Here is a 13,247-nt window from a genome sequence, read left to right on the forward strand (position 1 = left end):
GTCGTGCCATTTTTTGGCTAAAAATTGAAATCGCTTTCAGAAATCCTTTTCAACTGTGATCTGCTTCATAGCTTTTTCCGTCGCCAAGCTCTAGCATGACGGCACGAATTTGGGGCTCACGCCCTCGATTTTCCCGCTGTGGGAAGTACCGGACAATCCGGCTATTTCCTTCGTTACTTTCGACGGTCATCACGGATGGCCGTTTTTTTTTGAGTTATTTCGCAGTTAAGGGTCGAGCCGCTGACGCTTTACCGTTAAAATTCCGCTTTTGCACCTGCCCGTGAGTCTTGATGTCTGCGTCCACCCTCTCTTCGGATAGTTATGCCCTGCTCAGCACCCTGCAATTGCAGCGCGTCGCCAGTACCCGTTTGCTGCAAGATCAACTGGCGGTTGGCCATGCGCTGATCGATAAACTGACTCCGCTGCAAGAGGCCGGGTTGGTGAGATTGCGCGGAGAGCAGCAGTGGAGCTTGACTGCCGAAGGCACCCTGGCCTTGATCCTCGGGGTGCGTGCCGGACTCTGCCCAGCACCGGACTGGAGCCGGGTGCCCTCGTTGACCGGGCAGGACCTCACCCATGCGGTGGTGCGCGAGCTATGTCGCGGCAAGGCGGGGGAGATCCCGACCTATTTTTCCGCCAGCGATCTGCTGACCCTGCTTGATACCCCGGATGCATACCAACTGTTGGCAGGCTCCAGCCCCGCCTGGCAGCAATTGCTGCTGGAGCACTTCTCGCTGCAACTACTGCTCGATGCCCCTTATGAAGAGCGCTGGCCGCTGGCCAATGCCCTGGTGCGCTGTACTCCCGAGGTACAGACCCGAGCCAAAGAGTGTGAGGCCGAGTGGCACTGGCTTTGCGGTGATGGTGAGCTGGAGAGCAACAAGGATGCCGCCACCTGCTGGCCTGCGCTGCAGGCGCTGGCCCAGCAGAGCCAGAGTGGTCCGCTCGATGAGCATTTGCTGACGGCGCTGGGTCAGTGGCAGGGCGGTGATGAAGGTCATGCCGGGCAGTGGCCCCGTTCGTTCAGCGCCCTGCTCTGGCTTGGCTGGTTGCAGCAGGCCGATCCGGTCATTGCCAGCGAGCAACGCAAGAAGTGGCAGCGCAGCCTGACCGGCCAGTTCCCGCTGCTTTCTGATCTGCTCAGCCAGTGGGCAGGCGATCGCCACGGTCAGGCGGTCGGTCTGTTCGACACCCTGCAACTGCCGGTGGAGGAGCTTCACTGGGGTTATCTCTGGCTCGATCTCTGCGCGTTGGCCCGTCACGGTGCCCAGAGCCCACAGGTGGCGATGCTGCACAAGTGGGATCTTACCCATCTGCTCGATGCCGAGCCCCATCATCGCCTGATGGCGTTTTGTCAGGATCTGCTGCGTATTCTGCTGGGGGAGGGTGCCAAAGGGGCGCCCCTTTGCCAGCTGCGCAGCAGTCATGGCCCGGCGGATAGTCAAGCGGATGAACAAGAAGAGGAGGTCGACGAAGATAACAGTGCGGCCTCTGCCAGTTGGCTCAACTGGTTGCAGGGGTTGGGTCGCTCCAGCGGGGTGCGCAAGCCCCAGGAGCGGCTGGTGTGGCTGCTCCATGCCGAGGGCCCGGAGCTGGAGTGCAAGATCCAGAAACTGAGTACCAAGGGGGAGTGGACCGCTGGGCGTCGGGTCGATCCGGCGCTGCTCTCCACCCAATATGCGGCCATGCTCGATGAGCACGACTGGGCGCTGGTGCGCACCCTGCCACGGGTGATGGGACAGTTGCCACGGGATGTCTGGCCACCGCTGGCCGATCATCCGCGGTTGTTCAATGCCAAGGGGCAAAAGCTGCAACTGGCCATCAGTGCGCCCCTGCTGCAGGTGGTTGCCACCGAGCAAGGGATGAGTGCGGCGCTTTGCCCGGATGCCGCGGCGCGCGGGGCCCATATTGTGCCGCTGGCGCAAGACTTGTGGCAGTTGATCCTCACCCCGCAGCCGCTGCTCGATCGGCTGCCCGCGCTCGAATCCATCCCGCTGCTGCCCGCCGAAGGACTTGCCGAGCTGCAACGCACCCTGGATGGTATTGCTGAACTCCCTTGGCACAGTCAGGTCGAGGGGCTTAGCGGCAATGCCGAACTGGCCCCCTGGCCGGGTATTCCGTCAGTGCAACTGGATTGGCAGGATGGCCAGCTGTCGGTCAAGCTGGTCACCCGCTTTGACGAGCTGCCGCCCCAGCCCCTTGGCAAGGGGGAGCCCATCGTACGGCAGGGGATCAAGGCGTATCACTACTGGCTGCGTGATCTCGCGGCCGAGAAGGTACAGGCCCAGCTGCTGCGCAATCAATTGCCCATCGGCTTGCCCGGTAGCGAGTGGTTGCTGCAAGGGGAGCAGGCGCTGGCGCTGGTCAATGCCCTGCCCGAGCTGGTGGATGCCGGCGTGGTGATTCACTGGCATCAGGACAGCGCCCGCCTCAAGAGCCTTGATGAAGCGGCCCTGAGCCTGCGCATCGAGCGGCGGCAGGACTGGTTCCAGGTCGAAGGCGCGCTGGCGCTCGATGAGCATCAGATCCTCGACCTGCGCCTTATCTTGCGCCAGATGACCCCGGGCCAGCGCACCGTTCAGCTCGACGAGAAGACCAGCCTGATGCTGAGCGACAAGCTGGTGGAGCGGCTTACCATGCTGGGGGCCATGCTCGATGAAGAGCAGCGCATCAACAACAAGCTGGCCTATCCGCTCACTCGTCTGCTCTCGGTCATCACCACCGAAGGGGATACGGCGTGGCAATCCCTGCAGCAGGAGTGGCAGCAGGAGGTCGCGTGCCCGGACGAGCTGCTCACCGCGCTGCGAGACTACCAGAAGGATGGGGTGCGCTGGCTGGCGACGTTGGCCCATCACGGTTTTGGCGCCTGTCTGGCCGATGACATGGGTCTGGGCAAGACACTGCAGGCGCTGATCGTACTGCGGATGCGCCAGCACTTGGGCCCTGCGCTGGTAGTGGTGCCCAAGTCAGTGGTCACCAACTGGCAGGAAGAGGTGGCTCGCTTCGCCCCCGAACTGGAGGTGGTGGTGTTTGAACATGCGTCCGGGCGCGAGGCGATTATTCGCGAGGCCAAGGCCGGTCAGTTGATCCTCATCAACTACGGCATGCTCGGCAGTCTGGCGGAGGCACTCAAATCCCGCCGCTGGTCGAGCATGGTGCTCGATGAGGCGCAGCAGATCAAAAATGCCGGCACCCAGCGCGCCAAGCTGCTGTTCCAGCTCGACGGCGATTTTCGCCTCGCCCTCTCCGGCACCCCCATCGAGAACCATCTGGGGGAGCTGTGGAGCCTGTTTACCTTTATCAACCCGGGGCTGCTTGGCAGCCTGGGCGAGTTCAAGCGCCGCTTTGGCAAGGCGGTCAAGGATCCCCAGCACATGGCGCTGTTGCGGGCGGTGATCAGCCCCTTCATCCTGCGCCGTCTCAAGCAGCAGGTGCTGACCGAGTTGCCGGACAAGACCGAGATCATCCACCACATCAGCCTCTCCCCCGAAGAGCGTCAGCTCTACGAGGCGACCCGGCGCGAGGTGGTACAGCAGGTGCAAAGTGCCGATGGCCGCGCCCTGATGCATGTGCTGAGTGGCCTGACCCGGCTGCGTCGGCTCTGTTGCTCGCCAGAGCTGGTGATGCCCGAGTGGTCGCAAACCAGCAGCAAGCTGGACGAGGCGATGGCGCTGCTGGAAGAGGCCATCGATAACGGTCATCGGGTATTGGTGTTCAGCCAGTTTGTCGATCTGCTGAGCCTGCTGCGCGCCCGTATCGAGCAAAAATCGTGGGATTACTGCTATCTGGATGGCGCCTGCTCGGCCAAATCCCGCCAGGAGTCCATCCTGCGTTTTCGCCATGAATCGGTGCCGCTGTTCCTGATCAGCCTCAAGGCGGGGGGCACCGGCCTCAACCTGACTCAGGCCGATACCGTGTTGCATCTTGATCCCTGGTGGAACCCGGCAGTTGAAGATCAGGCGAGCGATCGGGCCCACCGGATGGGGCAGACCCAGCCGGTGACAGTGTACCGGCTGGTGTGCGAGCAGACGGTGGAGGAGAAGATCGTCGCCCTGCACGACGAGAAGCGCGCGCTGGCCGATGGCTTGCTGAGCGGCCAGTCGGAAGTGCGCGGGTTGGACGTAGAGAGCCTGCGGGCCCTGCTGATGGGCTGATTGGCGACGCCGCCTTCCACACGGCTATCCATACAGAAAAGGGGAGAACATCTTGAGATGTTCTCCCCTTTCTCATTTGGGATGCTGATGCGGGATACGCCGTTTATCGCGGCAAGGCGGTGCAGTTACCCCTGCTCCAGTCACCCCTGATAGAGATAGAGGTGCAGCCGCTCGATGATGGGCTCGCCGCCAATCTTGCGATCCCGTCGCGCCTGTCGGCTCTTGGGGGGGTAGTTGCCCAGATGGGTGACCGCAGGCGGGGTATCCGAGCAGAGCAGCAGCGGCAGGCTCGCCTTGATCTGCTGCTTGCGCGGGGTGCGCTCCAGCCAGAGCAGGTTGATCATCGGGTGGGTCTTGACCGGGCGGCGGATCCGCAACTCGGCATCGGCGGGCAGGCGGCGAATGTCATACACCTCCTGATCCACCATCTTGCTCCACTCCTCGTTGTTGGAGAGGGCCGGAATGTAGCGGCGGCTGCGCTCCAGCATCTCCAGCACCTGCTCGCGACTGAGGCGATTGATGGTCTGCTTGTCGGCCCAGGTAAAGCCGAGGGATTGCAGATCCCCCGCCAGCAGGGTCAGCTTGCGATAGACCTGCAAGGTGATCACCCCGGGCAGGGCGGTGTGCACCAGATCAAACTTCTCGTCCCGCCCCCCCGCCTGCTGCACCAGTGCCTTGAAATCGAGCTTGTGCTGGTTGATTTGGTCGATCAGCGGTTGCAGCACGGGGGCTGCGGCGGCAGGAAAGCGCAACCAGCCGGGCAGCCGGTGAGTCGCCTTGGTGGAGCAGCCGGGGCGGGCACTGTGATCCCGATAGGCTGTGAGGGTAGCCGCCAGCGCCGCTTCACCGCTGAGGTAACCCACCTCAATCTGCGCGATCGGGTCGTGCTCTTCCCCTTGCGGCACCGGGGGAAGGGGGTAGACATGGGCCTCTTGCAGCGTGAGCTGGCCGAGCAGGTCAGTCAGCTGGTGCAGGGAGGCTTCAATGGCTGCCATCTGTTGGCGCAGGGCCGCGGTCGGGGTAAAGGTATCCATCGATGATCCTGTGGTTTCATCCGCCGTTGACGGCATAAGCTATGGCGTCAGGGCGGGCGACTAAACTACTGTATAAATAACCATATCATTGTGTCGGTTGCGCGCCAAGGGGCTCGTTTACAGGTTGCTGTGCAGCAGGATGTGAGTGAATGAACTGGAGTTTATTTTATGTATCATTGTGTTAAATAGAGATCACCAAAAGATCTCCTGATTAACAACCGAATGTAATGGTGGGGTTGCCAGCGCTTGGGGGCATATTGGCGAGTGCATAGGCAGCGCGGTAAATTGCATATGTAAGGTGGTGCCATGCAGCACAATATGCTGTGGGCAGTGAATGGCCGAATGGTGATTTAATTACTCGTTATAAATCAAATGATTAAAATCGTATCAGTCAGATTTATGCCATTAGTTTTACTAATGTAATGTATCAAAATTCGTCAATTGAGTCGGATGTTCTCCCTGACTAAGCTTTGCGCATCAAATTAAGCCCAGTGCGCAAACATAATCCAGAGGAGCCACAACATGGCCAACATGACTTATACCGAAACCGGTTACCAGCAGTCCAGCCAATTGAATCTGGTTGCCCGGGTGAAAATGTCCGTTCTGACCTGGCTGGAGCGTAGCCGCAGCCGTCGCCAGCTCTCCGAGCTGCCCGAGTACCTGCTCAAAGACATCGGCCTGAACGAAGCTGACCGTTATCAAGAGACCACCAAGCCGTTCTGGCGTGGTTGATCAGCCGGGCATGGATGCCTTGTTTTTCTGCTGACTCGTTTGCTGTTCTGCCCCTGTGGCGCCCTGCCATCGGGCTGGCAATAGTCTGTTTTATCTCTTCCCGTTTTCCCCCTGTTGTTTGTTGATCCTGTTTCCTCTCCTCTTTATTTCACATCGCTATTTTCATTGCTGCCGTTGTTCGATTGTTACCACAGATGTATCGTTAATGTTTGAATTTGTTTAAAAAACGATTTTAAGCCGCGACGCCTTGCGTATAATCCGGCCATAGTGATCCAGAGCAAGAGGGTGAGACGGATGATTCCCCAGCACGATTTTTTGGCCCTGACCCGCAGCAATGAGTGGCAGCTTGAGCCCTTTGAATTTGCCCTGCCCGACGGCGCGCGGGTCAGCGTCTGGGATACGGGGGTGCTCTGTCTGGAGCCTGCCAAAGGCGCAGGCGAATTGCCGGGCGGGCGCAAGGATATCGTGCTCTCCTGCGGCATTCACGGCAACGAGACCGCTCCCATCGAGATCTGCAACCAGCTGCTGAGCCGTCTGCTCTGTGGCGAGCTGAGCGCCCGCCATCGGCTGTTGTTCCTGTTTGGCAATCCGGCGGCGATGAACCTGGGGCTGCGGGAGGTAGAAGAGAACATGAATCGGCTCTTCTCCGGTGCTCACAGCAAGGGGGAGGGGCTCTGCAATCGGGAGCGGATCCGCGCCATGCGCCTCGAGCAGTATGTGAGCCGCTTCTTTGCCGATCCGGCCCGGCCCCGCTATCACTACGATCTGCACACCGCCATTCGCGGCTCCCGCCACGAGAAGTTCGCCGTCTACCCCTTCCCCCACGAACGCCCCCACTGCCGCGAGCAGGTGCAGTTCCTCGGCGCCTGCGGGGTGCGCACCCTATTGCTGTCTAATGCCCCCACCACCACCTTCAGCTACTACAGTTCCCGTCAGCATGGTGCTCATGCCTTCACGGTGGAGCTGGGCAAGGTACGCCCATTTGGCGAGAACGACATGACCCGCTTTATTGAAACCCGGCAAGCGCTGCAAGAGCTGGTGAGTCAGGATGAAGTGGAGCTGGAGCCTTGGCGGGCCGAGGATTTCACCCTGTTTGCCATCGATCGGGTGATCACTAAAAAATCGGCGGACTTTCGCTTCCTGTTTGCCAGCGATGTGGACAACTTCACCGAATTTCCCCAAGGGTTCGTGTTGGCCGAGGATGGCGAGCTGCGCTACACGGTCGAGCAGCCGCGAGAAGCCGTCGTCTTTCCCAATGCCAACGTGGCGGTCGGCCAGCGCACCGTGCTGCTGGTGGTGCCAACAAGGCTCTGGGAATAGCTGCTTGAGTTCTTTGCCGGCAGCGCGGTGAGGCGTTCGCAGGCGGCGCCAAGCCACCGTTTGGGTTGGTGGCTCAGACACAGCAGTTTGTCGCGGGATAAAAAAACGGGGCCAGTCATCTGACTGGCCCCGTTTTGTATCGGGTTCAAGCGGTTGCGCTTAGCTGTTGTTCTTCACAAATAGGGTCAGCTCCTGACCGGGCTTGAGGTACTCCCCTTTATCCAGCTGGTTCCAGCGCATCACATCGTTGATGGCAACCTGGAAGCGGGCTGCGATGGAGGAGACAGAGTCACCGCGGCGTACCTGATACACCATCGACTTACCGCTCTTCTTGCCTGGCTTGGTATAGACCACCAACTTCATGCCCGGCTTGAGTGCCGATTTGGCATTCAGACCGTTCCACTTGGCCAGTTCGCTATGGGAGACGCCATGGGTCTGGCTGATGCTCCACAGGTTGTCACCTGAGCGGACTTTATAGTTGATCTTGTTTTGGCTGCTGCCACGGTTGGCAAGCTGCTGAGGCTTGCTGGCAAGAGTGGCTTTGCTGCTGACCCGACCGTTGCCCGGGATCTCCAGTCGCTGACCACGACGCAGGTTATTGCTGCGCAGATTGTTGGCCAGTTTCAGTTCACTGACGCTGACGCCGTGATTCTGGGCGATCCGTGACAGGGTGTCGCCACTGGTGACCAGATAGGAGCCAGAGCCTGTGGTGGGGCGAGTGCGCTCACTTTGGGGCAGATCGGCCAGCGCCAGCTCCAGGGTATCGGCATACTCTACCGGTACCAGCAGACGGTAAGGGCCACGGGGGGACATCACGCCACGGCTCAAGGCCGGATTGACCTCCTTGAGCTGTGAGGTGCGCAGGCCCGCCAGTTGCGCCGCCACGTTCAGATCGATCCGGCTACCGGTATCTACCACCCGCAGCTGCGGCTGGTTGGCGAGCACCGGCAATTGGACGTTGTACTTATCGGCATTGCTGATCATGTCCGCCATGGCCAGGATCTTGGGGACATACATCCGGGTTTCGCGGGGCAGGTCCAGCGACCAGTAATCGGTCGGCCGACCGGCGCGCTGGTTACGTTGAATGGCGTTGCGCACCCGACCTTCACCGGCATTGTAGGCGGCCAGGGTTTGCAGCCAGTCGCCATCAAAGAAGCGGTTGAGGTACTCCAGATAGTCGAGCGCCGCATTGGTCGAGGCCATCACATCGCGGCGACCGTCATACCAGTTGTCATGGCGCAGACCGAAGTTCTTGCCCGTGGCGGGCACAAACTGCCACAGACCCACCGCATTGCTGCGGGATCGGGCATGGGGATCAAACATGCTCTCGATCATCGGGACAGTAATAAGCTCCATTGGCAGCTCACGCCGTTCAATCTCCGCCACCATCAAATAGAGGTAGGGTTCAGCCCGGCTGGCAATGGTCGCCAGATGCATATCATTACGCAACAGCAATGCACGTTGTTGACGCACGCGATCATTCTCTGGGGTATCAAGCTGCATGTCATTGCTGATACGTACCCACAGATTGTCGGTATCTTCCATTTCGTCTAGCTGTTCATCGCCAAACAGAAAACCGGAAGCGTGCTTTTTGTGCGCTTTTTTGTTGACTTGTGGGGACTTGATCGACTCGATTGCCGTTAGCGCCCGGTCATCCTGATGGTTCAGGTTTTGGCAGCCGCTGAGCAACAGCGCCGCCAATAAGGCCGTTCGTACCTTCATCTCGCTCCGGTCATTTTTAGGAAAAACAGCGGGCATCATAAGGGGCAATGCCCCTCTGATCAAGGTTTGTTCAAAAAACGTCCTTCCACTGGCGCAGTATGGTGAAGGTATCTACCGGATTTTCCACGCATTTTAGCCCATGTTTTTCAGCAGAAAATTTTACCGAATCCTGCTCGCAGCGCAGAAAAACGTTGAAAGTGCGCTCGTCTGCCAGTCGGGTCGGCAGGCTTGGCAGCCCTTGCTGGCGCAGTTTGCTGATCAGACCGATCTGACGCTGGATCGCCGGGTTGCCCGGTTCGACCGCATAGGCAAACCGCAGGTTGGAGAGGGTGTATTCGTGGGCACAATAAATGAGGGTCTCATCGGGCAGGGCGGCGAGTCGTTGCAGTGAGTGGCACATCTGCTCTGCAGTCCCTTCAAAAAGGCGCCCACACCCGGCCGAGAAGAGGGTGTCACCACAAAACAGCATGCCATTGCCGTAATAGGCGATGTGACCACGGGTGTGGCCGGGCACATGGAGCACCTCGAGGGCGAGGCCGTGCCAGGTGATCTGATCGCCGTCGTCCAGCCACTGGCCGTGGTGATCCGGCATGGGGTCGAGTTTGGGGCCATAGAGTCTGGCATGGGGGAAGTGGGCGAGCAGTTCGGTGACGCCGCCCACATGATCATGATGATGATGGGTCAGCAAAATGGCATCGAGTTGCAACCCCAGCACGGCGAGCCGCTCCAGCACCGGCGCGGCCTCGCCAGGATCGACCACCAGGCAGTGATTTTCGTGGCGGATCAACCAGATATAGTTGTCATTAAAGGCAGGAACTGTGATGACGGTATACATGAGTTTGCTTCTCTTTAGGGAGGGTATCTTATATAACAGGATGGCGTTCGAAACCCCGAGTTGAGCTCTATTATGCAGGTGGCACATACCGAACAACAAATCGAGATACCGACCAGCTGGTCTGCCCTCCCTATGGGAGATTGGGTAGCCGCAGAAATCCAGGATCGGCTCGACAACTGGTGTCCCAATCTGTTTGGTTATCATCTGCTGAAAATTGGCGCCCTGAGTGCCGAACTCTCCTGTAAACGCTCATCCATTCGCCATCAAATAGGGGTGGCGCCCAGCGGGCGCTTGCTCGATATGTATGGCGATCCGCTGGATCTGCCGGTACGTACCGGCAGCGTCGATGCTTGCCTGCTGGCCCACTGCCTCGACTTCTCTGCTGACCCCCATCAGGTGTTGCGTGAAGCCGAACGGGTGCTGACCGATGACGGCTGGCTGATCATCAGTGGCTACAACCCCTTGAGTCTGGTCGGGATCGGTCATTGTGTGCCGTTCTTGCGGCGAAAACTGCCCTGGTCGGCACGGATGTTCACCCCGGGACGGGTCACGGACTGGCTCCATCTATTGGGCTGTGAGGTGATGTTTGATGATCGTTTTGGTTACTCGCTCATGGGCAAGCAGAGCTGGCACAGCTGGTGGAGAGAGAGTGTCGGGCGGGATTATTGCAGGGCGTTTGCTTCGGTATATGTGATCGCGGCCCGTAAACGGCGCTTTCCATTGCTCCCGGTGCGGCGGCGCTGGCAGTTGCCAAAGTCGCTTGCCACACCGGGAATGGCACGTCAGGGCTGGTAGCCGGTATCCTCGGCCAGATCCTTGCCGCAGGCGGCGTCACGGGCCAGTTCGTCACAGCGCTCGTTTTCGGGGTGACCCGAGTGGCCTTTCACCCAGAGCCATTCGATCTGATGGCGAGCCACTTCCGCATCCAGCTCCTTCCAGAGATCGACATTTTTGACCGGCTGACGGCTAGCGGTGATCCACCCTTTTTTCTTCCAGCCGATGATCCACTGGGTGATCCCCTGGCGCACATACTGGCTGTCGGTGGTGAGACGTACCTTGCACGGTTCGTTGAGGGTGCGCAGGCCCATGATGGCTGCCATCAGCTCCATCCGGTTATTGGTGGTCAGGGTAAAGCCGGCGGAAATTTCTTTACGATGGGTACCGTAGACCATGACGGCGCCGTAACCACCCGGGCCGGGATTACCGAGGCAGGAGCCATCGGTATAGACATCAATGTGTTTTAACATGAGCAATCAATCTGTTTTAGCATGAGGCTTGGGGTAAACTAGCGAGTAAAACCGAAGTTTGACATAGATTGGATCATGAACACACCCCAACTGAATCGCCAGATCATCCTGGATACTGAAACCACGGGTATGAACACCAGTGGCGGCCCTATCTATATGGGTCACCGCATCATCGAAATCGGCTGTGTGGAGGTTATCAACCGCAAGCTGACCGGTAATCACTACCACGTCTATATCAAGCCGGATCGGCTGGTTGACCCGGAAGCCATCCAGGTGCACGGCATTACGGATGCGTATCTGGCGGACAAGCCTCCCTTCAGACAGATAGCTGATGACTTCATCGAGTTTATTCGTGGCGCTGAGCTTATCGCTCACAACGCGCCGTTTGACGTCAGCTTTATGGATTATGAGTTCAGCAAGCTCGGACTCGACTTCAAGACGGCAGATATCTGCAGCATCACAGATACCCTGGCGATGGCCCGGGATATCTTTCCCGGCAAGCGTAACAACTTGGATGTGCTCTGTGATCGCTACGGCATAGACAACTCTCACCGGACCTTGCACGGGGCTTTGCTCGATGCGGAGATCCTGGCGGATGTCTATCTGCTGATGACCGGTGGCCAGACCAAGCTGAATCTGGCGAGCGAAAACAGCGAAAATGAAAACAATCAGGACACCAGTATTCGGCGGCTGGAGAGCAACCGTCCCGCGCTCAACATTGTGCGCGCCACTGCCGAGGATCTGGCACTGCACGAGGCCCGACTCGATTTGGTGCAGAAAAAAGGAGGTAGTTGCCTGTGGCGCGAGTGAGCAAGTGGTGGGGCTGCCTGCTGCTGTTAGCCTCGTTGGGCGCAACAGCGACCGAGACTGAGGTGTTTGCACCCTCCGATATTCCGTTGCTGGATAACCGTTTTCGTATTGATTACGGGGTAAAGGAGATCACCTTTATCGTCAAGCGCAAGCCACAAACTCCCTCGGTGATCCTGGTGCGGCCCGATGGTAGCAAGCTCTATGTGGGCAAGGTCAAACCCGATGAGGTCGGCTGGCTGGCACTCCCTGAACATGACCTTATTACCCTGCGCAATCCTATGCCGGGCCCCTGGCAGGCCATTGGCGAGGTCGATCCCGATAACCGGGTGCGCATCCTCTCCGATATCCGGCTCGATATTGCGGCGCTACCGATGCAGCTCTATCAGGGTGAGCTGATCAAGCTCAAGTCATGGCTGTTGATTAATGGTCAGCCGCCAAAGGATAAATATTACCTCTCTGATCTGGGGATGACCGTCAAGCTGCAATCCTTCAGCGATGCCAGCCAGCAAAGAGTGGTGCTGGATGAGGTACTTGGCCACTATCGCGATGATGGCAAGGGGCTCGACGAAGTGCCGGGCGACGGCATCATGACCGCGGAAGTGAGCCTGCAGGATATTCCCGGCGGCAAGTACCGCGCCATGTTCAGCACCGGTAATCAGGTGTTCGTGCGGGCCCGTTATCAGGACATCCTGCTCTATCCCTCTCCGTTTACCTATAGCCTGGCGCCGCCTTCAGAAGAGTTGGCAGCCAAACTTTCACTGCTGATTGATCGTGATGAACTGGATCCTGCCTCTGTGGTGGTTAAAGGCCGGGTGACCAGTAATGCGGGGGGGGATTACGCTTTTAGCGAGATGGCCATTGATCCCAAATTGGACATTGATCTCTCCATGATCACCGCGGTCGGGCAACATGTGGTGAATGCCACCCTGTATGGCACCACCCTGCAGGGCCGTGAGCTGAAAATCACCTTACCGGCCAAAACCTTCAACATCTTTCCGCCGCCACCACCTCCTGAGCCTGTGGTGGTGGCGCCAGTTGCCTCCAGTGCTGCAGCAACTGATGAAGTACCAAAAAAGCAAGGTATAAGCTGGTTAGTCTGGGTGTTGGCCGGTGGCGGGGTGTTATTGGCCGTCATACTGGGTGGGATTGGATTCGTAGTGGTGCAAAAACGGCGGGCCCTCAAGCGTGCCCTGGCTGCCGCGCAGGCTGAAAATCAGCAATCGGCGCAACCTGCCGCCAAGCTGGATCTCAACTTGCCAGAGCAGTGATGGATGAGTTGCCGCATCGGTGCGCAACCATCCTGACCCACAAACGGTGAACCATAAATGGTGAACCACAATAAAACACGGGAGGCAGGATCGACTGGTTTATAGCCAGCAGATCCTGCCTCCCG

10 protein-coding genes are annotated in these 13,247 nt (G+C 58.9%); 6 read left to right on the top strand and 4 right to left on the bottom strand.

From position 1 onward, the window contains the following. Positions 1–290: 290 nt before the first annotated feature. Positions 291–4,154, top strand: coding sequence for a DEAD/DEAH box helicase (locus tag ACY8FN_RS10630; RefSeq protein ID WP_463099987.1), 3,864 nt, complete (start codon positions 291–293; stop codon positions 4,152–4,154). Between the two features lie 140 nt (positions 4,155–4,294). On the opposite strand, the gene ACY8FN_RS10635 is transcribed toward ACY8FN_RS10630, so the two are convergent. After that, positions 4,295–5,188, bottom strand: a complete 894-nt coding sequence (locus tag ACY8FN_RS10635) for a DNA replication terminus site-binding protein (protein ID WP_463099988.1) — start codon at positions 5,186–5,188, stop codon at positions 4,295–4,297. A 522-nt stretch (positions 5,189–5,710) separates the two neighbouring features. Between ACY8FN_RS10635 and ACY8FN_RS10640 the strand changes: the two genes are divergently transcribed. Together ACY8FN_RS10640 and astE are read left to right on the top strand one after the other, a co-directional pair. Continuing rightward, positions 5,711–5,920: a DUF1127 domain-containing protein gene (locus ACY8FN_RS10640; RefSeq protein WP_463099989.1), complete on the top strand. Its 210-nt coding sequence runs from the start codon at positions 5,711–5,713 to the stop codon at positions 5,918–5,920. A gap of 294 nt (positions 5,921–6,214) precedes the next feature. Then, complete coding sequence (gene astE, locus ACY8FN_RS10645) at positions 6,215–7,240, top strand: succinylglutamate desuccinylase (RefSeq protein ID WP_463099990.1); 1,026 nt, start codon at positions 6,215–6,217, stop codon at positions 7,238–7,240. Between the two features lie 159 nt (positions 7,241–7,399). Here astE and ACY8FN_RS10650 read toward each other — a convergent pair whose 3' ends face one another. After that, positions 7,400–8,962 carry a lytic transglycosylase gene (locus ACY8FN_RS10650; RefSeq protein WP_463099991.1) on the bottom strand — a complete coding sequence of 521 codons (1,563 nt, stop codon included), beginning with the start codon at positions 8,960–8,962 and terminating at the stop codon, positions 7,400–7,402. A gap of 70 nt (positions 8,963–9,032) precedes the next feature. Then, complete coding sequence (gloB, locus tag ACY8FN_RS10655; RefSeq protein WP_463099992.1) at positions 9,033–9,797, bottom strand: hydroxyacylglutathione hydrolase; 765 nt, start codon at positions 9,795–9,797, stop codon at positions 9,033–9,035. A 72-nt stretch (positions 9,798–9,869) separates the two neighbouring features. Here gloB and ACY8FN_RS10660 point away from each other — a divergent pair, with 72 nt between their 5' ends. After that, complete coding sequence (locus ACY8FN_RS10660; RefSeq protein WP_042021223.1) at positions 9,870–10,592, top strand: methyltransferase domain-containing protein; 723 nt, start codon at positions 9,870–9,872, stop codon at positions 10,590–10,592. Here ACY8FN_RS10660 and rnhA read toward each other — a convergent pair. Then, positions 10,580–11,044 (bottom strand): ribonuclease HI, encoded by a 465-nt coding sequence (rnhA, locus tag ACY8FN_RS10665; protein WP_042021226.1) that lies wholly within the window; start codon positions 11,042–11,044, stop codon positions 10,580–10,582. The two genes, ACY8FN_RS10660 and rnhA, sit on opposite strands and share 13 nt — an antisense overlap. A 75-nt stretch (positions 11,045–11,119) precedes the next feature. On the opposite strand from rnhA, the gene dnaQ reads away from it, so the two are divergent. Together dnaQ and ACY8FN_RS10675 are read left to right on the top strand one after the other, a co-directional pair. Beyond that, positions 11,120–11,854, top strand: coding sequence for a DNA polymerase III subunit epsilon (dnaQ, locus tag ACY8FN_RS10670; RefSeq protein WP_068976915.1), 735 nt, complete (start codon positions 11,120–11,122; stop codon positions 11,852–11,854). Next, positions 11,851–13,122: a TIGR03503 family protein gene (locus ACY8FN_RS10675; protein ID WP_463101156.1), complete on the top strand. Its 1,272-nt coding sequence runs from the start codon at positions 11,851–11,853 to the stop codon at positions 13,120–13,122. The genes dnaQ and ACY8FN_RS10675 overlap by 4 nt, the downstream gene beginning before the upstream one ends. The last annotated feature ends 125 nt before the right edge of the window (positions 13,123–13,247 follow it).

It is taken from the genome of Aeromonas sp. 160P (genome assembly GCF_055193095.1).

Excerpts from the sequence above, each read along its gene's own strand:
- rnhA (WP_042021226.1), bottom strand. The coding sequence starts at position 11,044 with ATGTTAAAACACATTGATGTCTATACCGATGGCTCCTGCCTCGGTAAT.
- ACY8FN_RS10635 (WP_463099988.1), bottom strand. The coding sequence starts at position 5,188 with ATGGATACCTTTACCCCGACCGCGGCCCTGCGCCAACAGATGGCAGCC.
- astE (WP_463099990.1), top strand. The coding sequence starts at position 6,215 with ATGATTCCCCAGCACGATTTTTTGGCCCTGACCCGCAGCAATGAGTGG.
- ACY8FN_RS10640 (WP_463099989.1), top strand. The coding sequence starts at position 5,711 with ATGGCCAACATGACTTATACCGAAACCGGTTACCAGCAGTCCAGCCAA.
- ACY8FN_RS10630 (WP_463099987.1), top strand. The coding sequence starts at position 291 with ATGTCTGCGTCCACCCTCTCTTCGGATAGTTATGCCCTGCTCAGCACC.
- ACY8FN_RS10660 (WP_042021223.1), top strand. The coding sequence starts at position 9,870 with ATGCAGGTGGCACATACCGAACAACAAATCGAGATACCGACCAGCTGG.
- dnaQ (WP_068976915.1), top strand. The coding sequence starts at position 11,120 with ATGAACACACCCCAACTGAATCGCCAGATCATCCTGGATACTGAAACC.
- ACY8FN_RS10650 (WP_463099991.1), bottom strand. The coding sequence starts at position 8,962 with ATGAAGGTACGAACGGCCTTATTGGCGGCGCTGTTGCTCAGCGGCTGC.
- gloB (WP_463099992.1), bottom strand. The coding sequence starts at position 9,797 with ATGTATACCGTCATCACAGTTCCTGCCTTTAATGACAACTATATCTGG.